This window comes from Isobaculum melis, from assembly GCF_900111355.1.
Lineage (GTDB): Bacteria > Bacillota > Bacilli > Lactobacillales > Carnobacteriaceae > Isobaculum > Isobaculum melis.
The window spans coordinates 287,233-314,100 of record NZ_FOHA01000002.1; the positions used below are offsets into that span (position 1 = coordinate 287,233).

25 protein-coding genes are annotated in these 26,868 nt (G+C 36.2%); 6 read left to right on the forward strand and 19 right to left on the reverse strand.

Annotated features, from left to right (window positions below; genetic code table 11):
• Positions 1-215: 215 nt before the first annotated feature.
• The 4 genes from BMW29_RS03105 (at position 216) to BMW29_RS03120 (ending at position 2,692) form a co-directional block, all read left to right on the forward strand.
• Positions 216-1,637, forward strand: coding sequence for a cryptochrome/photolyase family protein (locus BMW29_RS03105; protein WP_092650198.1), 1,422 nt, complete (start codon positions 216-218; stop codon positions 1,635-1,637).
• Between the two features lie 151 nt (positions 1,638-1,788).
• A complete protein-coding gene (locus tag BMW29_RS03110) occupies positions 1,789-2,094 on the forward strand; it encodes a GNAT family N-acetyltransferase (RefSeq protein ID WP_177165659.1) in 306 nt (101 codons plus the stop codon).
• A gap of 73 nt (positions 2,095-2,167) precedes the next feature.
• A complete protein-coding gene (locus BMW29_RS03115) occupies positions 2,168-2,368 on the forward strand; it encodes a hypothetical protein (protein WP_092650202.1) in 201 nt (66 codons plus the stop codon).
• 12 nt (positions 2,369-2,380) lie between these two features.
• Positions 2,381-2,692: a hypothetical protein gene (locus BMW29_RS03120; protein WP_092650204.1), complete on the forward strand. Its 312-nt coding sequence runs from the start codon at positions 2,381-2,383 to the stop codon at positions 2,690-2,692.
• A gap of 125 nt (positions 2,693-2,817) precedes the next feature.
• On the opposite strand, the gene BMW29_RS03125 is transcribed toward BMW29_RS03120, so the two are convergent.
• The 7 genes from BMW29_RS03125 to BMW29_RS03155 form a co-directional block, all read right to left on the reverse strand.
• Positions 2,818-5,910, reverse strand: coding sequence for a hypothetical protein (locus BMW29_RS03125; RefSeq protein WP_092650206.1), 3,093 nt, complete (start codon positions 5,908-5,910; stop codon positions 2,818-2,820).
• 445 nt (positions 5,911-6,355) lie between these two features.
• Positions 6,356-7,186 (reverse strand): beta-keto acid cleavage family enzyme, encoded by an 831-nt coding sequence (locus BMW29_RS03130; RefSeq protein WP_218139631.1) that lies wholly within the window; start codon positions 7,184-7,186, stop codon positions 6,356-6,358.
• 15 nt (positions 7,187-7,201) lie between these two features.
• Entirely contained in the window at positions 7,202-7,972 is a 771-nt protein-coding gene (locus tag BMW29_RS03135; RefSeq protein WP_092650211.1) for a cyclase family protein, read from the reverse strand.
• 88 nt (positions 7,973-8,060) lie between these two features.
• Entirely contained in the window at positions 8,061-9,377 is a 1,317-nt protein-coding gene (locus BMW29_RS03140) for a GntP family permease (RefSeq protein WP_092650213.1), read from the reverse strand.
• A complete protein-coding gene (locus BMW29_RS03145; RefSeq protein ID WP_092650358.1) occupies positions 9,377-10,567 on the reverse strand; it encodes an acetyl-CoA C-acetyltransferase in 1,191 nt (396 codons plus the stop codon). Before BMW29_RS03145 ends, BMW29_RS03140 begins: the two co-directional genes overlap by 1 nt.
• Before the next feature lie 4 nt (positions 10,568-10,571).
• A complete protein-coding gene (locus tag BMW29_RS03150; protein ID WP_092650215.1) occupies positions 10,572-11,240 on the reverse strand; it encodes a 3-oxoacid CoA-transferase subunit B in 669 nt (222 codons plus the stop codon).
• 2 nt (positions 11,241-11,242) lie between these two features.
• Complete coding sequence (locus BMW29_RS03155; protein WP_092650217.1) at positions 11,243-11,911, reverse strand: 3-oxoacid CoA-transferase subunit A; 669 nt, start codon at positions 11,909-11,911, stop codon at positions 11,243-11,245.
• Between the two features lie 147 nt (positions 11,912-12,058).
• Here BMW29_RS03155 and BMW29_RS03160 point away from each other — a divergent pair, with 147 nt between their 5' ends.
• Positions 12,059-12,958: a LysR family transcriptional regulator gene (locus tag BMW29_RS03160; RefSeq protein WP_092650219.1), complete on the forward strand. Its 900-nt coding sequence runs from the start codon at positions 12,059-12,061 to the stop codon at positions 12,956-12,958.
• 36 nt (positions 12,959-12,994) lie between these two features.
• Here BMW29_RS03160 and BMW29_RS03165 read toward each other — a convergent pair whose 3' ends face one another.
• From BMW29_RS03165 to BMW29_RS03175, 3 genes are all read right to left on the reverse strand, one after another.
• On the reverse strand, positions 12,995-14,047 hold the full coding sequence (locus tag BMW29_RS03165; RefSeq protein WP_177165660.1) for a BtrH N-terminal domain-containing protein: 1,053 nt from the start codon (positions 14,045-14,047) through the stop codon (positions 12,995-12,997).
• A 152-nt stretch (positions 14,048-14,199) separates the two neighbouring features.
• On the reverse strand, positions 14,200-14,838 hold the full coding sequence (locus BMW29_RS03170; protein WP_092650223.1) for a type 1 glutamine amidotransferase family protein: 639 nt from the start codon (positions 14,836-14,838) through the stop codon (positions 14,200-14,202).
• Between the two features lie 24 nt (positions 14,839-14,862).
• On the reverse strand, positions 14,863-15,372 hold the full coding sequence (locus BMW29_RS03175) for a cysteine hydrolase family protein (protein WP_092650225.1): 510 nt from the start codon (positions 15,370-15,372) through the stop codon (positions 14,863-14,865).
• 99 nt (positions 15,373-15,471) lie between these two features.
• On the opposite strand from BMW29_RS03175, the gene BMW29_RS03180 reads away from it, so the two are divergent.
• Positions 15,472-16,404 carry a helix-turn-helix transcriptional regulator gene (locus BMW29_RS03180; protein ID WP_092650227.1) on the forward strand — a complete coding sequence of 311 codons (933 nt, stop codon included), beginning with the start codon at positions 15,472-15,474 and terminating at the stop codon, positions 16,402-16,404.
• 100 nt (positions 16,405-16,504) lie between these two features.
• On the opposite strand, the gene BMW29_RS03185 is transcribed toward BMW29_RS03180, so the two are convergent.
• The 9 genes from BMW29_RS03185 to BMW29_RS03225 form a co-directional block, all read right to left on the reverse strand.
• Positions 16,505-17,773 (reverse strand): class II D-tagatose-bisphosphate aldolase non-catalytic subunit, encoded by a 1,269-nt coding sequence (locus tag BMW29_RS03185; protein ID WP_092650229.1) that lies wholly within the window; start codon positions 17,771-17,773, stop codon positions 16,505-16,507.
• A 21-nt stretch (positions 17,774-17,794) separates the two neighbouring features.
• Positions 17,795-18,874: a PTS fructose transporter subunit IIC gene (locus BMW29_RS03190; RefSeq protein WP_092650231.1), complete on the reverse strand. Its 1,080-nt coding sequence runs from the start codon at positions 18,872-18,874 to the stop codon at positions 17,795-17,797.
• An 18-nt stretch (positions 18,875-18,892) separates the two neighbouring features.
• A complete protein-coding gene (locus BMW29_RS03195; protein ID WP_092650233.1) occupies positions 18,893-19,207 on the reverse strand; it encodes a PTS fructose transporter subunit IIB in 315 nt (104 codons plus the stop codon).
• Between the two features lie 49 nt (positions 19,208-19,256).
• Positions 19,257-19,721, reverse strand: a complete 465-nt coding sequence (locus BMW29_RS03200; protein WP_245706213.1) for a PTS sugar transporter subunit IIA — start codon at positions 19,719-19,721, stop codon at positions 19,257-19,259.
• Positions 19,714-21,663, reverse strand: coding sequence for a BglG family transcription antiterminator (locus BMW29_RS03205; RefSeq protein WP_245706214.1), 1,950 nt, complete (start codon positions 21,661-21,663; stop codon positions 19,714-19,716). Before BMW29_RS03205 ends, BMW29_RS03200 begins: the two co-directional genes overlap by 8 nt.
• Before the next feature lie 353 nt (positions 21,664-22,016).
• Positions 22,017-23,009, reverse strand: a complete 993-nt coding sequence (locus tag BMW29_RS03210) for a serine hydrolase domain-containing protein (protein WP_092650235.1) — start codon at positions 23,007-23,009, stop codon at positions 22,017-22,019.
• Positions 23,006-25,351, reverse strand: coding sequence for an excinuclease ABC subunit UvrA (locus BMW29_RS03215; protein ID WP_092650237.1), 2,346 nt, complete (start codon positions 25,349-25,351; stop codon positions 23,006-23,008). The genes BMW29_RS03210 and BMW29_RS03215 overlap by 4 nt, the downstream gene beginning before the upstream one ends.
• Before the next feature lie 54 nt (positions 25,352-25,405).
• On the reverse strand, positions 25,406-26,329 hold the full coding sequence (locus tag BMW29_RS03220; RefSeq protein ID WP_092650239.1) for an AraC family transcriptional regulator: 924 nt from the start codon (positions 26,327-26,329) through the stop codon (positions 25,406-25,408).
• A gap of 106 nt (positions 26,330-26,435) precedes the next feature.
• Entirely contained in the window at positions 26,436-26,828 is a 393-nt protein-coding gene (locus tag BMW29_RS03225; protein WP_092650241.1) for a hypothetical protein, read from the reverse strand.
• Positions 26,829-26,868: the final 40 nt, after the last annotated feature.

Genomic DNA, 26,868 nt, shown 5'->3' on the forward strand with positions numbered 1-26,868 from the left:
CGCCCCTTTTTTTATCTCATACTTTTTATATCGTAATAAACTTCTCTATATTTATTCTAACATGAATGAAATCGTTTTAACTAGTTTGTTTTAATTTTTATCCTTGATTCATGAAAGCAGCATCAAAGGTCTTGTTTATGATACAATTTAGCTAAACATAAAATGATGCGTTTTTAGTCATAAAATAAAGAGATTTAAGAGAGGAGAGGAACAATATGATCTCCGTCATGTGGTTTCGACAAGATTTAAGATTAGAAGACAATACTGCTTTAAAAAAAGCTTTTGATGATCCCAATGAACTGATTCTTTTATTTCAAGTAAATCCTTCTCAGTTTTTAGAAAATAGTTTGAATCATCAGGCTTTTTTTCAAAGTGTTGCCCACTTTCAAAAAGAAGTGAATAAACCTTTCCATTTACAGATTCTGTATGGTGATGTTTTGATGTGTTTTAATCAACTAAAAAAAGCTTTACCCAATTGGAATACAGTTTACTTTAACCAAAATCACTGTGGTTCTGGACATGAGCGTGATCAAATGATGCGCCATTTTTTTAAAGAGAAACAGATATCGGTCGTATCTTGTGCCGATCATCAGCTTCATGCTGCGGATGAAATCAAAACGAAAACAAACGATGATTATAAGGTATTTACCCCTTATTACAATCAATGGATCCAGCGAATAAAAGCAGCGCCTATCAAAGTTGACTTAAAAAAAGACAACGTCATCAAAGAGGTTTTATTTCCTGAAGATGAAGAAAAATTTGCTCAGCTGATTCAAGCTCTTCCAAATAAAATCTACTATTTGGTTGGCAATCAAGCAGCGCATCAACAGCTTGAGCTTTTTCTATCACAACACCTTGTTGATTATCAAATTGCTAGAGATTTTCCAATCCAAAATAAAACTAGTCAATTATCTCCTTATCTTAGAACAGGAGAAATCTCCATTCGTACGATTTGGCAACGTCTAAAAGAACAGCCTGCTAGCGAAGGAAAAGAAACATTTATCAAAGAATTATGTTGGCGCGATTTTTACAACATGATTTACGCAGCTCATCCTCAACAAAAAGATCAACCAATTCAAGAAGCATTTACTTTTATTCATTGGGAAAATAATCCGATAGATTTTGACAGTTGGAAAGCTGGAAAAACGGGTTATCCCATTGTAGATGCAGCCATGAGGCAGTTGAATGAAACAGGTTGGATGCATAACCGCTTGAGAATGATTGTTGCTTCATTTTTGACAAAGGACTTATTAATTGATTGGCGCTGGGGAGAAAAATACTTTCAGCAAATGTTGATTGATTATGAACCTGCTAGTAATATTGGTGGCTGGCAATGGGCTGCTTCAACGGGAACAGATGCCGTGCCGTATTTTAGAATCTTTAATCCATCCCTTCAATCAAAAAAATTTGACGCTAAGGGAGAGTTTATTCGTAAATTTGTCCCTGAATTAGAAAAGCTACCACCTGCCTTTATTCATGAGCCTCAAAAAATGACTGGTAATGAGCAACAAAAATATGGTATTTTTTTAGGAGAAACCTATCCTAACCCTATCGTCAATCATCAAGAAGCCAGAAAAAAAGCCATTGCGCGTTATGAGTTAAGTAAAGAATTATTTCAAGAACAACAAAAGTTTTAGTAAATAAAGTAATTTTCAAATAAAAGCTAGTGAGAAAATATTTCATTATCAAAAATATAAAAGTACAGATATACAGGATTATCAAAATGCTTTAGTTTTAAGAAATGATTTGCTCAGAATTCCTATTGATAAATCCATTTATGATGAAGATTTGGATATAGAAAAGGAGAACGATTTTTATGGCGTGTTTCAAGCTGACAAATTAATTGGAACGCTTAGTTTTTTTGAAGAAGAACCAAGGGTTGCTCACTTAACAGCATTTGTTATTCATCAGTCATTTCAAAGAATGGGTTTAGGAAAAGAATTGGTGAAATTTCTAGTAGCAGATTTGCATCAACAAGGGTATTTAAAACTTCATGTTGATACTCGCGCAGAGGCTAAAATATTTTATCAAAAATGTGGTTTTCCAGTGGTTGAAGGGCCTATTTTGAATAAAAAGTTGAAGATTATAAAATGAGTTTGCTATTGTAAAAAATGGATAGTCATTACCAATAAGCCTCCTCACATAATATATTTATACAGGAGGAAAAATGAAAACATTTAAGCATATAGATGAATTAATCATTTATTTAGAAAAAAAATCACCTAATTTATGGTTATTTATCAACTCGATAGCTTTTGAAAATAAGCCAACAGAAACACCCATTTATCTCATTTCAAATGATGCATTTCTTGATTTCAAAAACTCATTTAAAACTATCTATTTGTCAGTGATTAAAAAATTATTTTAGAGGAGAGCATTTATGTCTGAAGATATTGAAGCTAAAATTAGATTTCTTACCACAACTGAAGGTGGTCGTAAAACGCCTGTACGAAGTGGCTATCGGCCTGACCATTTGGTTAAAGAAAATTATTTAACTTGTGGTCGACATACTTATCCTAAAGAATGGGTTGAATTAGGGACAACTATTTTGGGAACCATTAAATTTATCGACCCTGAATCTTATCCCAATTCTTTAAGTATTGGGCAAAAATTATCTTTTCAAGAAGGAAATAAAATCGTTGGATATGCAGAAATTACCAGGATTTATAACAAATTATTGAAAAAAGTGTGAACTTTAACTCATTCCATCCTACATTATAAAAAAACTTATCAAGGCTTATGAGTCGACTCCCAAAAGTTAGACAAAAAATCTTACTTTTGAGGGTCATTACATTATGAAGCACTTGATAAGTTTTTTTATTTTAATTCACCATAGTTATTATTTTGATAATCCCAACTGTACGGTCTCGGTAAATCAGGTTGAGTGGGCTCAATATAGAGGGTGAGCCAGATTTCATATGGGTCATCTCTTAGACTGTATTGATATTTTTGTTCTACTAATGCTGAAGCTTGATGTGGCACATCTTTATCACTCACAACATAGCCTTTATAACGATAATACTCTGGCACAATTAAGTTAAAGTCGATGTTATATCCTGTGTTGCTTTGGTCAAAATCAATCTTACTTGTTGTATACGCTGGTTCAGTTGTATCTATCTTGGATGTAATGGTTAAGTTCGCTTCATGTGGCGCACCATAAATTAGCTTTAAATAGCCTTTACTTGGAATGGGTAGTTCAGCTGATTGACTTAATATCACTTGTCTAGTATGCAATAGGATTTCTGCATATAGTGTCACATCAGGTTTAGTACTAGTTGTGCCCCTATCCCATGTAAAAGAAATCTTAGGCTGGACAACACTTGGTTTTTGCGCCCCTGTGATGACTTCTAAATTGTTGATGGTTAATCCTGCCGTCTTGTTTTTGTCTGCAATTGCAGGAAGGACTGTGTCTGTTTCATGCGTATTGTCATAGTAACTGTAAACTTCCACGTTACTATGATTGTAAACATTATCCATGCTTTCATGTTTAGCCGATTGTAAAGGTAAAGGGTAATCATCTGCATAAATCACAATGCCTGTATCTTTATCTACAACAGTATTTTTAGTCATAACGAAAACCCAAACGCGGTTCGTTACTTTGATTGGTTCACTACCACTGCCTACCCAACTGCCGCCACCAGTTCCAGAACCGCCTGGATCTAAAGGATCATCGTCCCCAGGTTCAACCTGTCCGGGGCCTCCAATTGAACCGGAATTCGGCACAACTTCAATCGTCACATCCACTGGATAAGGTTTAGCTTCTGTTGCATTTTGTAAATCTGCTAGTTGCTGTTGATTGACTGTAACTTTATCTGAAAGTTGCTGTTTTTTTCCATCCTCATAGATTTCGTGAGTCACTTCATTCCAGCTCATCGTTTCTGCCAATTCTTTGAAAGTAGCTTCATCTGGAATAGCTGTTTGAACATCTTTGAGTAGGACACTAAAGTTTTGAGCATCGAAATAGACTTCTTCTTGTTTGATAGTTTGATTGGTAATATTATGAATACTAACACTTTTAGATGTAACATTTTCAGTTGAATCAGCAATAAAATAAGTCACATTGTTTGGCCCTGGTTTATTTTCTGTATAACCTAATTTTTTCCAATCTATTGCTGCATATTTTCCATCTTTTAATGTCTTCGGATTCCGATTCACTCTTTTTTTCAAAAAATCCCTATCTAAATTTGCACCATTTGGATCTAAATCATAGCTATCAAAAACAGTTACTCCTTCAAACAACTTTTCTTCTACATTTTCATTACTTAAGTTAATCACTTTTTGAGGCAAAACAGTTAATAAAGGAGAAAAATCATTTGATCTCAAATATGAACCAAAATAGGCATTTCCAGTATTACCTGGTAATTTATCTTGCCAACCATAGCTAGGTTCGTTAGAAAATGTCTTTGAATTAGTAACCCCTGAAACAATGTACTTATCTTCTGTAGCAATTAAATTGTTTACAGAAATTCCCATTCCATCTTCTATTTTAGCGTATTGCTTAGACAAAATATTAAAATTATCATCTAAAAGTCCATAAAAAATACCCGAGTTATATCCTTTAAATTCATCTACAGCTTTACTCGTATAAGCAAAGTAATTATAAAACTTATTTCCATCAGTTTCATGAGAATAAACGAAGTTCATGTATAGGCCTGGTGACCATTTCTTTTCTGCTTTAAATACTGGTTTTTCTCCTGAGACATCAATACTAAATAGGGTAGTCGGTTGTTCTCCTGATAAATCAGAGCCAATGTAATAAGCTTTGGATTTTGTGGTTAAATTGGGAAGCAATTGATATTGCGCATTTTTATATCGTATATCAAACATGATAGCTTCATCTACATAAGAACCATCTTCATTGAATAAATAAGCTGAAATATGAGACTTTTGTAAATTTTCACCTGCGTATAAAGAAGTTAAGTAATATGACTGACCATTTTTGCCAAATAACTTAACTACATTAGAAAATGGACTGAATTCTCTATAACCTTTTTTATTAAATTTCAAAACTACTTCCTTTGTATCTAAACTCCATTTAAAATGCCCAGTTTCTGGATCAATTGCAAAGGTATTGATCACATAATTTCTATTCTGTGGGCCATTATAATCCCCCTCTGAAGGTATAGAAGTTGCTTGAGATAAACTAACAAACTCATCTGTATTGTATAACTTACTTGAAGCAAAAATATTATTGATATTGTAAAATATATCATTTGGAGTACGCCTTTTTATATTTTCATCTGAATAGTTATCCATTACTATTTTTCCATCATTATCAATTGTAAAATTAACTTCTTTTAATCGCTCCACAGATTGACCGGCTGGAATTTCATTTTGTGATGTATAAACTAATGTAACATCATTTTCTGAAACCTCAAAAATTCCAGAGTATGTTGTATTTCCTGTATCAAAATTTAACGAGACATCATTTGGGTTGGTACTTTTCCCAAGCATTTGATCCTTTCTATAAATCATAGGTGCAATTGTATCTGTTAATTCACCTTCATCGTTAAAGACGTTAATCCAAAATCCTGAATAACTTCCTATATTATTATCAAGTCTCGAGACAACAAATACATTGTGACCATTCGTTGTTCGTTTCATGCCAAAAACCCTTTCTTGCTTTTGTGTGCTAATAGAAGCTAAATTCAACTTTTTCAGACCATTTAGAGAGGCTTCATTTTGCCAGTAATTTTGATACTCAGGTGCTAGGAGCGAACCTTCTACATCATTGCCTTTTTTCATAGCATCTTTTGGTACTGTAAATTCTGTATCTTCACCTTCGTTTAACACAATTGCTTGATTTTGTTTAGCCAATATAGGTGCTTTTTTTATATCAGATGTAATATAAAATATTGTGATAACCATAAAAAAAAGAATAGCACTTATTTTTAATCTTTTTTTATTCATTTTATTTTTGCCTCCTTTATAAATGTGAAAAAAACATCTGTTTTTTTCATTTTTTTGATAGATGGCAAAAAAAACTTCAAAACATTGCTGTTGCAACATTCTAAAGTTTAGATATACATATTAAAAGAATAGGAATTACTAGATGCAAGTAACAGATGTTACTTGCAAACTATATTATATAGACTTAAATGCTGCTGTCAATCGTTTATTTTTACCAAATAAATAGCATTTCTTTCTTTATTTATTAGATAAAACAAAAAAATATATCATTCAGCCTCAAAAAGAAATAAATAAGATATTTTAATAATATTTTTTGATTTTCTAAAAATATTGAGACTGGATGAAATATTAAAAATTTAGTGCAGCTTAAGGTTTTTCAAATTTCCCTTTAGCAACATATCAAAAGAGTGAATCATCAAGTAGGAAATGATTCACTCTTTTAAACCTATACTTTTTTCGTTAATCCTAAAATCGCTCTTGCTTCATTAGGGGTCGCAACTTCTTTGCCAAGCTCTGCAATCAATGTTTTGGCACGCTCTACAAAATCAACATTAGAATCTGCTAGTTTCCCTCTAAATAAGTAGCTATTATCTTCCATTCCAACACGAACATGGCCACCTAGAGCTAAGGTTGTCATTAAAATGGGGGTACTTTCTTTTCCAATTCCAAAGGCACTCCATGTTGCATTTTCTGGTAATAAGCTTTTTAGATAAACAAGATTTTCAACAGTTGCTGCAATCCCGCCTGGTGCGCCTAAGACAAATTGGAAGTGTAATGGCTCTTTTAAGACACCCGTTTTGACATAATGTAAGGCTGTATATAACATACCTGGATCAAAAACTTCAATTTCTGGCTTCACATTGACTTCTTGCATTTTATGTCCTAGTTTTTCCAAAAAGGCTGGATTATTTTCAAAAATAGTTTGATGCTGCCAGTTCATAGTACCGCAGTCATAGCTAGCAATTTCTGGTAGCAATTCAGCAAAGGGTTTCATACGTTCATCATCATTAAATCCTGTACCACCTGATGTGGTAATATTCATCACAATATCACATTTTGCTCTAATTAAATCGACAGTTTCTTTGAATTTAGCAAAATCCATGGTTGGATTGCCATCTTCATCGCGCACATGAATATGCGCAATTGCTGCGCCTGCTTGATAGCATTTATAGACCTCATCTGCAATTTCTACTGGTGTTAATGGCACATTTGGATTATGCGCTTTGCTTGTATAGCCACCAGTTGTCGCAACAGTAATGATTACTTTATTTTTCAATTGAGTCAGTCCTTTCTAGTCTTCAATCATTGCAACAGCACGAATCCAGCCTGCGCTTGCTGCTTTTACTTTCACTGGGAAACAGCTGAATTTGAATCCTGTTGCAGGTACTTGATCTAAGTTTGCTAATTTTTCAATATGGCAATAAGCTTTTTCTATTCCTGCAAAGTGACCTTCCCAAATAATACTTTTATCACCCGTTTCATCAAATTCTTGTCCTACCAATTTTAATGGTCTATCCCAGCTCCATGCATCTGTTCCCATGACATGGATTCCTTGGTTAATCAACCATAATGTTACTTCTCTCCCCATACCACAACCAGCAGATAGGTATTCAATGGTTCCCCATTTTTTAGAAGCACCTGTATTTACTAATACAATATCACCAGGTTTTAACGTATAGTTTAATCGTTTAAATTCTTTTTCAAAATCTTCAATTGTTGCGGCTGAGCCATCTGGCTTATCAGTAAAATCAACAACGACACCATCTCCATAACACCATTCTAAAGGAACTTCATCAATTGTCCAAGCACGTTCGCCATTATTCATTGTTGGATGATAATGATAAGGTGCATCCAAATGGGTTCCTGCATGTGTTGTTAACTGAACATTTTCGAGTGCCCAAGCGACACCACCTGGAAGATCATCTGTTGTAGCATTCCCAAAAAAGCTAAGCATATAATCAATTTGGTCTGAATGACTTTGATAATCAATCTCCGGAATCATCCCTACTGGATCTGATGGTAAGTTACTTTCAATAGCTGTACTTAAATCGACAAATTTCATGTTTTTTTCCTCCTAATAATGAGGTCTTATCTGAAAACTACCATACTATCAGAACTTTTCAGACGCGACCAAAATGATTTATATTGTATTAAAATAAAACCGCTACTAAGTAGGCCGCAATAAAGGCTAAAAAGCTACCTACAACTACTGAAACAAAAAGATTTTTATACGTTTCTTTATGCGTCAATCCTGTTAATGCATACATTGAAAGCAATGCACCACATTGTGGGAGACAAGTTAAGACACCTGAAGCAATTGCTGATAAGCGATGGATGACATCTGGCTCAAGTCCCATTTCAACATAAGGTTGCACAAAGTTATTCATAATAATCCCTAATGCTCCTGATGATGAACCGGTTACCCCTGCCATTGCACCTGTTAACACAGATAGGCTGATTAATGGATTTCCAGGGATACTTTGGATGGCTTCCAAAATCGTTTGGAAACCTGGTGCTGCAGCAACAACTGAACCAAATCCAACAGCAGCAGCTGAAAAGACAGTTGGTGAAATCGCACCTGTTGCACCAAGATTTAAGATTTGTTTTTGATTATCTATAAATGGATGGAATAAAATTCCTGATAAAATAATGGCAATCATTAATGCTGGAATAATTATATTGCTGACTTTTAAGAAACTTCCGACAAAAATGATCACAATTAGTGAAACTAAAGGTAATAAGCTAATAAATAAGTTTGGTTGCTTACGTTCTTCTTTTTGGTCTTCTTTTTTGGCATATTTTTTATCAAAGGTTTCATTATTTGCTAAAGCGACATTTAATTCCTTCTTCATACGCCATAAGCCCCAAATAGTTACTACAATTGATGCGACGATTCCGATTAAAGGTGCAGCTGTTAAAGTTGTACCTAAAGTCATTGTTGGAATGACATTTTGAATCGCTGGTGTTCCTGGCATCATGGTCATTGTGACAGTTGCTACACCTAAGAAATAAGGCGTAATAATCAAGCGCCAAGGAATGTTTAATTTTTCAAATAAGGTTCTAGCTAATGGAACAACTGCGAATAATACCACGAAGAGGCTCACACCGCCATAAGTGAGTAGTAAACTCATTAAGAAGATTGCAACTAATACAGAATAAGGTTTTTCTGTTCCAGTTAGTTTTAAAATACCATTGGCAATGGCATTGGCTGCACCACTTTCTTCAATATATTTTGCTAAGACAGAGCCTAGTAAAAAGATAATAAAGAATGACGCAACGAAGCCAGATAAGCCACCCATAAATGAAGCTGGGCCTTTTAATAAGCTATCAAGAATTGGCATTTGATTGGTAATCATCACTAGTAACGCACAAATTGGTGCGATGACTAGGATATTAAACCCTTTTAAGGAAAGGTAGATAATCAAGGCCGTAGCCAGTATCACTCCTACAACAGCTAAGATTTCCATTAGTTATTCACCTGTCTTTCTACAATGACAGAGACACCCATACCGCCACCAACACATAAGGTTGCTAAACCTGTTTGAGCATTCTGTTCTTCCATTCCATGAATTAAGGTTGTTAAAATACGTGCACCGGAAGCACCAATTGGATGTCCTAAGGCAATCGCACCACCATGAATATTGGTTTTTGCTAAATCCAGTCCCAGTTCTTTGGCAACTGTTAGAGATTGTACAGCAAAGGCTTCATTTGATTCCACCAAATCAATGTCTGAAATCGTCATATCCAGTTTTTCTAAAGCTTTTTTTGTTGATACAACTGGTCCATAGCCCATGATTTCTGGGTCAACCCCTTCAAAGGCATAGCCTTTTATTGCAGCCATATAGGGTAAATTCAGGGCTTCTGCTTTTTCTTTGCTCATTAATAACAGCATGGCTGCACCATCGTTAATACCTGAAGCATTTCCAGCGGTTACTGTGCCATTTTCTTTAAAAACAGCGCGTAACTTCCCAAGTTTTTCGGTCGTTAAACCTGCTCTTGGTCCCTCATCTTCAGTCATAACAACAGTTGGTTGCTTTCTTCTTTCAATACTGATTGGGACAATTTGATTGTTAAACAATCCATTTTTAGTGGCTGCAACAGCTTTTTCTTGACTGCTAATGGCAAATTCATCTTGTTCAACGCGACTAATTGCAAATTTTTCTGCAAGATTTTCTGCTGTGATGCCCATATGAATATCTGTAAAAGCATCTGTTAAGCCATCAGATAAAATCGTATCAATCATCTGGTCATGTCCTAAACGTTTGCCAAAGCGTGCATTGGGTAAAACATAAGCAGCTTGGCTCATACTTTCACTGCCTCCAACTAAAACGACATCTCGGTCTCCAGCTAAAATGGCTTGTGCACCATTAATCACTGCTTTTAAGCCTGAACCACAGACATTTCCTACAGTATAAGCTGGTGTGCTACTTGGAATACCTGCATTGATGGCAATTTGTCTCGCCACATTTTGTCCTTTTCCTGCTGATAAAACATTTCCAATAATCACTTCTTCAATGATAGCTGGATCAATGTCTATTTTTTCAAACAGGCCTTGAGCTGCTTTGACACCTAAATCGACTGCTGAAAATTGCGATAATAGGCCACCTAAAGTGCCAATTGGTGTTCTAACAGCATTCACTATTACAACTTCTCTCATCATGCTACTCTCCTTTATGCTTATGTAGTTTTTCGGAAACAACAAAGGTTGCTTCAGTTTTTGCTTTTATTTCTTCCAAATGACTATCTTCGCTGATTTCAGTTAATGTCAATTGGCCATTTGCACATTCAAATACTGCTAACTCCGTAATAATCATGGAAACCACACCTTGAGCGGTTAAAGGTAAAGTACATTCCTTGAGGATCTTAGCCTCGCCCTTTTTATTGACATGTTCCATGGCGATAATCACTTTTTTGGTGCCAGCGACTAAATCCATGGCGCCACCCATCCCAGGAACCATTTTTCCAGGAACCATCCAGTTGGCTAAATTACCTGCTTGGTCTACTTGTAAACCACCAAGGACTGTTGCATCAATATGGCCTCCTCGAATTAAGGCAAAGGATGTCAGGCTATCAATGAAGACACCGCCTTTAATCATACCAACTGGCGCGCCTCCTGCGTTGACTAGGTTAGGGGATTTTTCTGTTGCTGATGCTTTACTCACACCAACTACACCATTTTCTGATTGTACAAAAACTGAAATGTTAGGATCAATATAATTTGAAACTAATGTTGGCATACCAATTCCTAAGTTAACCACATCGCCATCTTTAAATTCTTTTGCTACGCGTTTTGCAATTTTCTCTTTGGTTGATAACTGCTGATTAGACATGCTTAGTCCTCCTTCACTAAAATTTTATCCACAACGATAAAAGGTGTAATCACTTCTTCTGGGTTTAATTCGCCTAGCTCAATCAATTCATCCACTTCAACAATCACTGTTTTTGCTGCTAAAGCCATGACAGGGTTAAAGTTTCGTGCGGCTTGATGATAAACTAAGTTGCCATAAGTATCTGCTTTATGCGCTTTAATCAAAGCCACATCTGCTTGTAGTGGTTTTTCTAAAAGGTACTCTTGACCATCTACTGTGATGACCTCTTTCCCCTCTTGGACAATGGTTCCTAAACCTGTTGGGGTTAAAATACCACCTAGACCAGCGCCACCTGCATGAATCCGTTCTGCCAATGTTCCTTGAGGAATCAGCTCAACTTCAATTTCTTTGGCAATCATCTGTCTCCCTGTTTCTGCATTCATTCCAATGTGTGAAGCAATAACTTTTTGTACTTTTTTATGTAATAGCAATTTACCTACACCAATTTGTTCATCAACTGGATTCTTTAAAACGCCAGTATCATTTGTAATAATTGTTAAGTCTTGTATTGGCATTTCTGAAAGATAATTTACAATTGTTTCAGGAATACCAATTGACATAAAACCGCCAATCATCAACGTTTGATTACTCTTTATCAAGTTGCTTAATTCTTCTTTTTTAATGACTTTCATGACGTTCCTCCGTTACTTTTTTCTAAAGCGCTTACAGCTTTTCTATAGGTTCATCATAACAATTTTTCAAAAAACTGTCTAAGACTTCTTTTTTATATGACCTATGTGTTAAAGTTATAGGGTAAAGAAAATTAAGGAGGGAATTTTATGGATATTAAGCAACTAAAATATTTTGTGACCATTGTTCATTCAAATAATAATTTATCCATTGCTGCGAAGAAAATGCATTTATCACAGCCGGCTTTAAGTAAGATGATTAAAACTTTTGAAGCGGAAGAAAATGTGGAGCTATTCATTAGAAAGCAAGGAAGAATATCTTCCTTAACCTCGGTTGGAGAAGCTTTTTATGAACAAGCGCTAGATGTGATTGCTACATATGATGAGATGATGAGACAGTTAGAGGAAAAAAATAGTTTGATTCAAGGAAAGATTGTGATTGGTATTCCACCATTGATTTTATCTCTTGTTTTTGCTCATTTTATTTCAACTTTTATTTTAAAGCATCCTGAAATTAAAATTGAAATTGTAGAAGCTGGCGCACATGAATTAAAAAAAATGTTGTTGGTTAATGAAATTGATTTGGCTATTTTGCTACAACCAACAGAAATTGCGAATATTGAAGAATATGTCATTGTTGAGGATGAGCTAGATGCTTTTATGAGTATTCAGCACCCACTTGCTCAGCAAAAAATGATTTCATGGGAACAATTAGCAAAAGCACCTTTGGCATTATTTGATGATACTTTTATGATCAATCATCTTGTGATGAGTTATTTTCAAAAGTTGAACTTAAAGCCTAATGTCAAAATTCAATCAGGTGCTTGGGATTTCTTATTAAAAACCACACTTGAAACAGATTTCATTACCATTTTACCTGCCCCCATTAAAGATTTTGTCCAGCAAAAGGATTATCAAGCTTTAGGGATTCAACATCCGTTGTCTTGGAAGGTCACTGTTTGTCGACAGAAAAAGGCCAATTACTTACATTCTGAAGATTTTGTTTTAGAGGAAATTTTGCAGTATTTTGAGCATGGGGTAGACGAATAAAAAAGCATCTGGACTTCCCACCAGATACTTTTTTTATTATTTTGAAAGCCAAGTTAAAGCTTCCGTTTCAAGTAATTGAATTCTTTGTAACAGCTCGATTTGTACCGATGAAACCTCATAATGGTCTGCTTTGATGGCCGCTATACAAGTAGCCACAAATTGTTGGATTGCAAGTCCACTTTCTGCAAACAAAGTAGCCGCTTTCAGCCAATTTTGGTTGCCATAAAGAGGTGCATATTCCACAAGTGCAGCAGCAAACTGATCTCTCATTGCTTGATGAGGATTTTTGAAGCCTAAGCTTTGGGTCATCAGGCTTTCATAAGATTCTGGTAGCATACTGCCTGTTAATAGGATGATAAAATCATAGATTTGCTTTAAATCTTGTTTAGCATATTGTTTTTGCCAATCCCCTATTTCAGCAATAACTCGTTGTGCGGCTTTGACACCAAATAAGCTGACTTTTGGTCTTAAATATTCTTCTGCTAATTGTTGATATGCCTGCTTTAAAATCAGTGGAATACTCTTTTCAGGAGCTTGCATATCAATGCCAAAATATGCATTCTTTTTACTTAATCCTGTGCCCTCATCTTGCCACGCTTTTTCTAAATGAGCAATTGGAATTTTGACTGGATAGTCTTCTGAATTATCATGGACAATCACAGTCTCTTCATCATATCCTACCATCATCACCACATGATCAGGAATATGGCTGGTTTGATAAAATTTTTTTTGGTATTGTAGGTAGAACATATCCAACCCAAATAATAAAACAGGAATTTCTTGATCGACCAATGATTTGATGGTTTTTAATGTATGGTTAAAGGTTTTGCCTTCTCCAGTAATGAGTTTGAACCCTATATGTTGCTGCCAAAACTCATATTGCCTTCTTCCTACACCATGCTGTCCTGTGAAAAACAGCATTTTCTTTATTTCATTGCTACGATTAGAAATACAGCTAAATCCTACATGACTATCAAAGAGTAAACCTTCTGGTATTCTTTGTCCTGTTTTCCATTCATAAATATCACAAATGCCATTTACCGGACAACGATAGTCTGCTATTTGATGCGGTAGCTTTAATAATTTCATTCCATCAACCTCCTCTATCATTAGCTTAAACCCTCCAATGATGTTAGAGTCAAGCTAATTGAGAGGAAATGATTTGTTCGCAATGATTCTATCTAATGAAGCGAATTTTTCACTATCTGATTGTGTACATTTCTAGTGATTTTAAAGAACTATCAGCTTTCATTGTTAGCTGGCAAAGTTTGCATGAGCGCAAAGAAATGTTGGGCGTCACCAGTCCTAAAATAATCATACCAAAATGCTAATGTATCTGATTGAAAAACACCTAAACGCTCAATGATTTGCTTTGTCCACAACAAAGCGCCAGTAGAGCTTGCAGTAATCAGGTTATGATCCACTACAGATGGCTGATCTAGATAAAAACTTTGACCTTTATAACTAGGAGAAACCATTTCAAGAAATCCTGGTCCATTACTAGTATGTGAGCGGTTATCTAATAGCCCAGCATTAGCCAGTGCAGCAGTAGCGCCACAAATTGCACAGACCGTCGCACCTAAAGAAAGACATTCGCTTGCTTTTTCGATGATTGCCTGATGTTTTGGCTCATTCCATGTATCTGCACCTGGTAAGAGCAGCATGCTTGTTTCACTCACAACCATCTCATCAATGAGGCAATCAGGTACTATTTTTAGACCACCCATTGTATGGATTGGCTCTTTTGAATCACTCACCATTTTGAGTGAGACTTGGTGATGTCCCTTTTTGAAAAATCGACCGGAATTTAGCTCTGAAAGAACATACCCGATTTCCCAGTCTGCTAATGAATCAAGAACATAAAGATAGATTGTAAACATAAAACGCCTCCATTGTTTTTATTTTTATACTTCAAAGGTATGATTTGCTAGCAAATCATTTAACTGAATGATGTGACTACCTTTACTTTCATAATAGTGTAGCATTTCGTCAATTTTTCTTTTATCATAACTAGTCACACAATCTGCTAGAACATGGACAGCATAATTTGCTTTGCATAGGTTATAACAGGTTGATTTAACACAAATGGCAGCATCTGCTCCTGCTATGTAGAACTCACCTATTTCATTTTCACGAATAAAATCTGTAAATTTTTCACTCGTTAAAGCATTTCCTTTATATTTTGTAAACACATTTTTGGCTACTATTTTTAAGTCCGTTGCTAATTCAGCCCCAGGTGTGTTGGGTTTAAAAGTCCTTGTCCCCGCTGATAAATTTTCATGTCTGATATAAATAACATGAATCTTGTTAGCTACTGCCCAATCAATTGCTTGGTTAATTGAATCAATAATCTCTTTGTAATTCTTTGTGATATCATTTTGAATGTCGATAATGACTAAGGCTTTTTTCTGCATGCTATTTCCTCCTTTCTTTACTTTATCAGCATATCATGCAATTGTTGACATCAGTATGGCAACAATATACACTAATAAAAAAGAAAGGTTGTGCGTTTGATGAAACTTGAAAGACTGATTAGCATCATTATGATTCTCCTTGATAAAGAACGGATCAGTGCACAGCAGTTAGCAGATAGGTTTGAAGTTTCCCTTCGCACAATTTACCGCGATATCGATGCAATCAATATGGCGGGGATTCCAATTCGCTCAACCTCAGGCGTCGGAGGTGGCTTTGAAATCATGCCAAATTACAAAATGGATAATAAGGTCTTTTCAAGTACTGACCTTTCTGCTATCTTGATGGGACTTTCGAATGTGTCAAATATGCTACCAGGGGATGACCTCATCAATACGCTTGCAAAAGTTAAAAGTTTTATCCCTGCTGACAGAGCAAAAGAGATTGAATTAAAAGCAAATCAGCTCTGGATTGATTTAAGTCCATGGATGGGGAATAGGGATATACACCTTCACTTAGAAATGATTAAAGCGGCTTTACAGGAAAGAAAGCTCCTTTCTTTTTCCTATGCCGACCGTTATCAAAATAAAACAACCCGTTCAGCTGAGCCCTATCAGCTTGTCTTAAAAAGTGGTCATTGGTACTTTCAAGGCTATTGCTTAAAGAGAAATGATTTCCGCTTATTTAGACTGTCTCGCCTATCAGATTTACAAATCCAAGAGGACATTTTTATGCCACGTGATTATCAAAAACCACAGTTAGATTTTACGGATATGTTGGCAACGATGCAAACAAGAATTACCCTTCGTATTCATCAATCTATCATGGAATGGGTACTTGAACATTGTACTTATGAGCACTTTTCCCCAGATGGTGATGCGCACTACATTGTTAAATTCCCTTTCATAGAGAACGACTACTACTACAATATTCTTTTTAGTTTTGGTCATCAATGCGAGTGCATAGAGCCGGTACATATCCGTGAAGAAATAAAGCGTAGGATACATGATTTAGCGATCATATATGACAGTTAATAACAGATAAAAAGACAAATAAGTTGTGACTAAAATAAGCAATCAAAAAAAGAGGTAGGAATAAAACGAACAATCGTTTTTCCTACCTCTATGCTATTATTTACCCTAAATTTTTAATACGTGTCGTAACACCTTTTAAGTTATAACACTCAGCGTAATCACGAATTGGGCGTTTAATATGGTCGATGACATAGCGTTGTCCATGAATATGATGTTTCGCAAGGTTGCTATACATTACCTCAATTTCAGCTTTTACTGCTTCATCATTAAACGTATAGTGTCCTGCAATATCAAGGATTTCTTCTGATAAAGCAGCATCCTTCATGATTTCATCAACGGTTAAATTGACTTGATCGCCCACCATCCATTTTCTCCAGCGTTCACTCTTAATCGCATGAACAAGTAACACTTCACGTGTATTTGATGGGGTTTCAATTAACCCATTTTCCACTAATTTTGCTTCTACAGCAGCTAAGTTTAAATAAGCGCGTGTTTCTTCTGTGCCATATTGTGGTGCTACGTTTGTGGCAGTAATTTCTGATGGAATATGCTCAAGCAAGGTGACATCATCTAAATAATCCCCATTATGCTCCTTCAAGCCCACACCATATTGTTTGGCCATTTGTGCTAAATCATAGGCATTTTTAAAATTGAAGGTACCTACTTGTTCAGTTTTACGCGTTAAGGTACCAGTTTGTCCAACGATAAAGGTTGGCATTGGTAAACCGCGTTTTTCTAATTCCTCTTTTAAGCGTAAAATAAAGGTTTCATAGGTTTCAGTTGACGTTAATCCACCATTGGTTTCTTCTGTTCCCACTTCATAGCCAATTTCTGGTAAATTACGGGCTTTTCGTTCATTTTCACAAAATTCAATTAAATCTACAGTACGTTCTAAAACGGTATCTAAAGGAATCACTTTACCAATTTCAAATGGATCTTTTGTTGGATCAATCATTAATAAATCAAAGCCTGCTTCAATATCTGCTACATAGGATTGTTTACCTAATTCCATCGCTTTTTCAAAGGGTAAATGGTCATTTCTTTCTTGGTCACGTTGCCAAGGTCCGCCATGATCGCGACACATATAGTAAAGATTGTCATAACCAATTTCTGTAGCGACTTCTTCAACAGCTTTGGCAAAGGTAAATTGGTTCCAGCCATTGACATAGCCACCGCCTAATTCATCAGCATCTACTTGATTACGGCTGGCAATAAACATCACTGGATAATCATCTTCCTTTGAAAGCTCTAGTGTTGCTTGCACACAGTTTTTAGACATGGGTCCAATACCTAAAATTGTTGCACTTTCGCCAGTTTCTTGTAAGGTTAATAATCCTTGAACGACTTTTTTAATTGGTAATTTTTCCATATTGCATTCAGCTCCATTCAGTTATTTTGTTGCTTCGATATTTTTTTCGTTTTGGCTTCCTTCTTGTACAATATTTGGTTTTGTAAAATGCAAGATGGCTACTGAGATAAAGACACCAATAAACATTGAAATCACATACCATAACTTACCATTTACAACTGGAAGAATAATTAAGCCACCATGTGGGACTAAGGCTTCAACATTGTTCATCATTCCTAAAGCACCACCAACGGCACTTCCGATAATAATAGCAGGTAAGACGCGTTTAATATCTTTGACTGCAAATGGAATTGCACCTTCTGTAATCCCAATTAACCCCATGAAAAAGGCTGAAATCCCTAAATCTCGATCTTCTGCTGTATATTTTTTGCGATCAATAAAAGTTGAAATTGCCATAGCAAGTGGTGGAATCGCTACTGCAATTCGATGGGCACCATTTGGTGCATAAATACCTTCTGCCATTAAAGCAAGGGTAAATGCTGTTGCTGTTTTATTAATTGGACCCCCCATATCAATGGCTGTCATTGCCCCAATAATTAAACCAAGTAAGATGGCACTTCCACCTTGTAAACTACCAAGTACATCAACTAGCCAGTTCATACCTGCACCAATTGGAACAGCAATAATGTAAATATAAATGACACCTAACACAAACGTTGTCACAATTGGAACAATTAAGATTGGCATAATGGTTTTAATCGTTGCTGGTACTTTCCAGGTTTTACACCATTTCACAAAGTAACCAACTGCAACACCCATAATCATTGCGCCTAAAAACCCTGTTTTCACTTGAGACTCACCAATTGGATTATTGGCTACATACCCTAAAATCATTGCTGGAGCAATCCCAGGTTTTCCGGCTAAAGAGTACGCAATATAGCCTGATAAAAGGGGAATCATCATTGCAAAACCAGCGACACCAAGATCATTTAGATTTTGCATAAATGGATTGGTAATTTCCATCCCAGCATCAGTTGCTTTTCCTGTTGCTAAAGCAACTGCTAAGAAAATCCCACCAACGACAACTGCAGGTAACATATAAGAAACACCAGTATTAAAAGCTTTCTGTAACTCTTTCAACCCTTTATTATTCTTTGCCATGTTTTTATCCTCCAATGTTTATAATTTTTCTGCCTCATCAATTGTTTCAACTGGACGCTTAATTACTTCTCCTGGATCAACCTGTAAGACTTTTCCAGCATCCATTTTTTCTTCAAAACGTTCTTCACCATCAATCCCAATCGCTACTGCTAAAATCACGATATCGGCTGCATCTACTTCTTCTTGCTCTAATTCATTTTCGATCCCCATACTGCCTTGGGTTTCAACTTTGACTTCATACCCTCTTTTACGACATTCTTTTTCAATGGCTTCTTGCGCCATATAAGTGTGTGCTACCCCAGTTGGGCAAGCTGTAACTGCGACTACTTTCATGTTTATTCCTCCTAATTATAAAAGCTGAACAGGCTAGCCAATATTTAATTTAAATCGTGATAGAACTTAATAATTCATAAGCTTGGTTTACATCTGTGATTGCGAGTAATTGCGCTCTAAAGGTTTCATCTAACAATTTCTTACTAAGTTGAGAAATAAATTTTAAATGAATATTGTTTTCATTTTCTAGCGGCACCCCAATCAGAAAGATGAGCTTCACTTCTTCTTCATGTCCCTGTGTCCAAATAAAATCTTCTTTGGTTTGTAGGAAACCAATAAATGGTGCGCTAACTGTACTACTTTTCCCATGAGGGATGGCGATTTGATAGCCAATGGCTGTTGGAACTTCTGATTCTCGATTTAATACGGCTTCTAAAAAGGGTTGTTGCGCTGTAATCAATTGATTTTCTGCCGCAGTTTCAACCAAATAGTGAAGTACCTCTTCTTTTGTTTTAGCGTCTTGTTGTAGTAAAATCATTTCTTTTTTGATGACATCCTTTGCAACATTACTCACATTTATCACATCCAATCATTTTTCTAAAATCTTCTTTTTTGCTCATGAGATAGAGCTGGTTTAAATTATCTTTGTGCTCAACTATTTGATAAATATCAGATAGGATGTTCCTAATTTCTTTTGTCTCTTTTTCGGCAATACAGACAATAAAAATGGTCTTAACGGCATATTCATTCCATTTGAAATATTTTTTATTTCTGACAACAGCAATCACTGTTTCTTTCACAAATTTTGGGTTACCATGGGGAATGGCAGCGCCTGTTGGTAAGTCAGTGCCCCCCATTTCTTCTCTTGCTTTAAGGCTTTCAACAAATTTTTTTGTAACATATTGTTGATCAACCAATTTTTTCCCAACGGTTTCTAATACGGCTTCTTTTGATTTAAAATTTTCATCAAAAAAGATCAAGTCATCCTTTAAGTATTTCCCTAAATGATTTAGTTTTTGTGTCTCGTCGGTTCCTTCTTGCGATAAGAAAAATTGATGATGATAGCTTTCAGAAATATTTTTGATATCTTGATCATTTAAGAAGGGAGAGACAACAATGACTTTTTTCTCTGGTACGGTTAAAGGGACTGTTGAAATAATCAAATCAATGTCCGCCAAATCTAGCTGTGGGACTTCTCTAATAGAAGCAACTTCCATCATGTCAAAGGAAGGTAACACATTTTTAATACGATTGACTAATAATTCCGATGTCGCAATGCCCATTGGACAGACAATTAAGATTTTTTTGCTTAATTTCGTCCGCTCAATGGCTGATTGAAAGTAAATCGTTAAGAAACCGATTTCATTTTCATTAAAGGCAACATTTAATGCTTCTTCATATTCACTTAGTACAACCCAAATGACATTGAAGGTTAAAGCAAATTCATTTTTGATTTGATGAATAAAAGGATTGTCTGTTTTAACTTTTGACTTCAAACGATAAATCATCGGTGGAATATGTGTTTTTAGCTGTTCTTGTAGCTTTGCATCCTGTGTGAAATCCATATTTAAGGAATCCCCTACTTTAGCGATGATTTTTTCTACAAAAGCATCATCATTTGCCTCTTTTGGAAAAGGTTCAAAGCGATTTGAGAGTAAATATTTTGATAAATAAGCCACATCTTGTTTGGTATAAGTCACATTCAATCTTAAGGAAATTTTATTCAGCATCTGTTCTGCACTTTCTTCAAAGAAGACTTTAGGCTCCGCTGTTGGAACAGCAGGCTGGTTTCCTACTACCGGTGTTTGATGCTGCATGCGATAAACTAAAATAATCAATCGATTTAAAACATTGAATACATAATGCTCTGCAATGACTGTTACATTGTTTTTGATATAAGCATACAAGACTCTAACGCAGGTTTTGACAAGATCTTCTCCATAATAAGCACTTAATCGTGCCAATCTTTTTTCCTCATCTACCTCTAGCTGGGAAGCAAATTTTTCAAAGAGATAATGATTAAATTCTAGATAGGCTTTCTGGAAATCTTCCTCACTGCCAGCCAATCTTGTTCCCTGTCCATCACTGATTAAAGTTAAATGATTGCCATTTGTTAATTTTTTCTTTGCAAAGCTTAAATCATTTTTAATAGAAGTTTTACTGACCATAAAGGTTTCAGAAAGCTGCTCAAATGTCACTTTCTGTTGTTGAAATAAAAGGAGTGCCATCATCTTTTCTCTACGGCCTGCTGTTGAGAAAGTATCTACTTCAAGCTTTGGTGCTGCTTGAATAGGCTGTGTTTCAAGCTTCTTTAAGCCAATCCCAATGCCTGGGCGTTTGTCTAGCTGAATCCCTTGTGGCTTTAACTGCTCTTCTATTATTTTTAAATCAGAATGAATCGTGCGCTCTGAAACATTCAATACTGCTGCATACTCTTTGGCTGTTTGATACCCTTTTTGTTTGCGTAAGATTGAAATAAATTGAACTTGCCTTTTGTTTAATTGAATGATAACCACATCCTATCTTTAGGGCGTATGTGGAGAGAATACGTTCATAACATTGCTGAAATAAACGGATACTACTTATGTTTAACACACGTCCTATCCTAGTTTTCTAACCTCCATTTAATGGTATTTCGCATTTGATGTAAGCGATATCATTGATTACACTTTGATTATAACGAGAGGAACCATTAATGAACATGACAAATCATTTCATGAAGTTTTGACGAGGATGTTTCAACTTGTTGCAATTGCGACTATGTAAAATTTGTACGGAAGGGTATTTTATTTCATCATAGCATATTCTGAAAGCTATTTTAGGATAAAAATAAAGCCCACTGCTATCTAATGATAACAATGAGCTTGGCTTATTCTGTTAATATTGCAGGCAATATATAATCCTTCACTAATGCAATACGATCCTTTGGCTGACGTATAAAATCAGAGGTAATCGCTACAACCAATTCTTCCTTGGGGACACAATAAATCATATTACCTCCATCCCCTAAGGCTGCAAATGTCTCAAAAGGTTCAGCTTCTAACCACCATAAATAGCCATAATGATGTGGGGTCATTTTAATAGAATCCTGTACCCACTCTTTAGAAATAATTTGCTTTCCCTCCCATTTACCTTGATTCAAATAAAGCATCCCAAAACGTGCCATATCCTGAGCAGTTGTTGTCAAACCCCAACCACCAGTTGTATGTCCTTGAGGATCCTTTACCCAACCTCGCACCTTTTCACCAAAAAGCTCCTCATAACCAAAGCCTGTCATCTTGTAATCAGGAATTTCTCTCATACCAATTGGTTTAAATAAAAACTCATTTGCAAACTCCCTTGCACTTTTCCCCGTTGCCTTAGTTAAAATGATAGAAAGTAAGTGTGCACCTGAAGTGGCATATTTAAACGCACCAATCTGACCATTTTTACCAAGTAAGTCTAATGTAAACTTCCCCCAATCAGGTTGCCTACACAAGCGTTCAAAAGGTTCGTGGTAGTTTCTAAAAGCATAAGGTGCAGTCATTGTCAGTAAATGCTTAATGGTCACAGCTTTTTTCTGGATTTCAGCAGGATGGACAATATATTCAGGAAAAAAAGCTAACACCTTTTGGTCCACACTTTCAATCAAGCCTTGATCAATAGCTATGCCTATCAAAGCTGAAATCACACTTTTAGTAACAGAAGCAACCTTCTGAGGTGCTTTGGCAGTTACCCCATTAAGATAATGTTCATAAGCAAGCTGGCCTTTTCGGGCAATCACAATACCTGTCAAATTGCGGTATTCTGTATTGATTACCCCTTCAAGTTTTGAAAGCTCTTCACTACTCATACCAATCTGTTCTGGCGTCACTTTTTTCATGATAAATACCTCCCAGTAATCGATGCAGGATTTTCTATTAAGCTTTCAGGTGTTCCTTCTGCAACAAGATAACCACCTGCTGCTCCACCCTCTGGCCCAAGCTCAATCAGCCAATCACAAACCTTTAAAACCTCAGGATCATGCTCAATCACTACAACAGAATTACCTGTCGCAACAAGTTCATCCAATAATTCAAGTAATTTCGCAATATCATATAAACTCAATCCTGTTGTCGGTTCATCCAAGATATAAAGAATATGACCTTTACGCTTACGCCCAATCTCTTTAGCCAGCTTAATTCTTTGTGCTTCTCCACCACTTAAAGTTGGTGTCGGCTGCCCTAATTTAATATAACCCATGCCAATTTTTTCCATAACGGTTAGTGTTGAAATTACCCCAGGATGGTCTGAGAAAAAGTCCACAGCTTCTGTGACACTCATTTCCAAAATATCAGCAATCGTTTTCCCTTGATAAGTGATGGCTAAAGTCTCAGCATTAAATCTTTTCCCTTTACAGTCCGGACAGACTTTTTCAAGATTCATCTGACCACCTAGCCAAATCGTCTCCTGTCCGCTACCACCACAAGTCACGCAAGCACCCGCGCGGTTAAAGGAAAAATGACCTGCTGTATAGTGCTGCTTTCTCGCAGCAGGTTGTTCAGCAAATAGCTGACGGATTTTGTCCCAAATACCAAGATAGGTAGCTGGATTTGAGTTCATATTTCGCCCAATCGGCGCTTGAGAAATTTCAGCATATCCTGCCAACAGTGCAGCACCTTCTAAAGAATCACTATTCATCTGCCTGCGACTAGCAGCTTTAAGTTGTGGCAATAGGGTTGCAGCAATCAAGGAGCTTTTTCCACTACCTGATTTCCCGGCAATTCCTACCATTACGCCTAAAGGAATCGAAACAGTTAAATCCTTTAAATAATTCACTTTAGCATGATGGATGATAAGCTGCTTTTGTTGTGGGACGACTTTTTTTGATTTTCTGGTAGGCATTGGAATTTTCCCAGACAGGTATTGACCAGTGATGGAAGCCTCGCATTGTAGCAAACCTGCTACATCGCCTTGATAGACAACCTCTCCACCACTTATCCCAGCTTTTGGCCCAATATCAATAATATGATCCGCCATTTGAATCGTATTTTGATCATGCTCTACCACAATCACAGTATTACCTAATTCTTTTAACTCTTTTATTGCTTGTAAAATTGCCAGCTTTTCTGATTCATGGAGCCCCGCTGTTGGTTCATCTAAGACATAAATCAAGGAATCCATTTGCGAATCTAAATGAACATTTAAAAAGAGCCGCTGTATCTCGCCACCACTTAGGGTAGGCATCTCGCGGTATAAAGAAAGATGACCTAAATGCGATTTAAGTAAATGCTTCAATTTAGCTGATAGCTCCGTTAATAAGTTTTGACTAAAAGTAGCTAAGGAAACCTGTTCTCTTATTTCCCGCAGAAAAGAGGCTAATTCAGAAAGGGTCATTAAGCCTAGTTCACCAATATGCTTCCCACCTAGCAAAACCTGACGTGCCTCTTCCCCAACACGAAAACCCTCACAATCAGAGCAGGTAACCTTTGTATAGATGTCTGCTACCTCTTCATTTTTTTGATAACGTGCCTCAAACATTTGAAGTACACAATAGCTACGCTTACCATTTTCATATTTTCCATAGATAATTTCATTTTGAAACTCTTCTGGAATGGCTGAAAATGGCGTATCAAAATAAGCACCCTGTCTTTTACGAAGTAGACTTAAATAGCCAGGTGTAATTCCTAATTCTTCATAAAGCTGAGCTAAAGTGATACTTCTATCCGGCAGCAGGTTAGCTAGATTGATTTCAAAATAGCTACCTCTACCAGAGCAGGTTAAGCACATCCCATTTGGTGTATTTGGCGAAAAACAGCTCGGACTTAAGCGTGCTTCCGTTTGTCCGCAATGAGGACATAATAGCTGATGATCTGTCAGATGACCACAAACTGAGCAACGCATACAGCCTTCCCCGGCATAAAGTAAGCTTAGCATTTGCCATAAATTAGTTCTTGTACCAACAGTTGAGCGTGGATTGCTTTGACGAATGATTCCTTGCTTTACCGCAATAGTTGGGCCAATTCCTGTGATTTGATTAAATTTATGCTCTTCTTCCATATCTGAAAGCATACCTAAAGACTGCAAGTATTGCTTACGTCCTTCTTCAAAAACAAGATCAAACATTAAACTGGATTTACCTGAGCCACTGACACCTGTTGCCACAACAAGCTTATTCTTAGGAATGGTGACATCAATTTCTTTCAAATTATGGACCTTGGCTCCTTTAATGTTAATTGCTTTCATTTCATCACCTCATCTAGTCTTTTTTCCCAAAAAATTTTGACAAAAAACCGCCATTTACAGGGCAGCAATTGGAAAATAGATTGCCACAAGATGTTTATTTTCTGGATGTGTACTTGGATCATTTAAATACATTTCAAAAGGTGCTGTATCACTAGGCTGATAGCCACTATTAGGTAACCATTCTCCATATAAATAATCCCAAGCTTGACGATATTCATAGGGGAAAAGTTCAAAATGACCAACAGCATATTTGCCACCTGATATCACCATTTTCCCAAGATCACTATCTGTTTGAAGAACAGCATCGTTTGGGAGTGTAATACATAAGCTACTTCTTAGCTGATAATCTTCTGTAAAGTCATGGTGGTCATGATACATACAGAGTAGTTTGGTTTCTCCTTCAATGAGTAATTGCTGGGCTTGTGCCTGCTGAAATAATTGGTGAATCAAGCTAGGATATACCTGACTTAATTGCTCATAGGTACCAATATAGCGAACATAAGCAACTTGCATTTCTGCTAAGCTGACAATGCTTACTTTTCCTAAAGGAGATTGTGGTGGCTTTTTGTCGGTTTGTTTGGGTACACCTCTATTGTAGATGGATTTTTTGGTATCGGCTTTGCATTTCTTGCTCTTCTGATTGCGATAGGCTGTTGGGCTTTGCTGATAGTAGTTTTTAAAGGCTCTGGAAAAAATAGCTGAATCGGTAAATCCCAGATAGTGTCCAATCTCTGTAATGGTCATATCTGGACGATGCATCAGCATATTGGCTGCATGTTCTAGCTTTAGGCGGGTCACATATTGGAAGAGTGATTCTCCTATGAGGGCTTTAAATATACGGTGAAAATGAAACTTCGAAAAGCCTGCAACCGCTGCTAGTTCTTCTAAATCCAGTGTTTCTGAAAGGTGGGCTTCAATATGATCTTGGACTTGGTAAATCCGGCGTAAGTATTCTTTTTTACTTTGGCTGATTGTCATCTTCTGTGCTCCTTTGTCTCTTGTGTTATCTCATTATACCTTAAGTTAAAAATTGATAGTATAAAGAAATAGGCTTATGGGATGGGAATCCTCATAAGCCTATTCTTTATTTCTTCACATCTTCTTCTAGTTCTTTTTGCCCTGCAACACGCTGGTCAATTTCAACAAGCTGTTGCCATAACTCTCGATATGTAGCATATTTTTCTTCATCTGTTTTATTGCTTAAATAGATAGCACTACACTGCTCACTAATGTCGCGACGCTCTTTTTGGAAAGATTCTTTTGCTTCTTTAGCGATTCCTTTAAAATAATCACCATCTGTAAAGCCAGCTTTTAATGCCACTTTGTCTCCCATTTCATCTGCTCGATATTTCAGTATTAATTCTTGTTCATTTGCCTTGACTTCAATTAAAGCTTTTTTCACAGCTCCTTTAATCACGAAATAAAAAATAAATGCAGCAACAATGATTGAACTTATGCCAATACTTACATTTTCCATCAATGTTTTCACTCCTTTTCTTCTATTATATAAGAAAGGC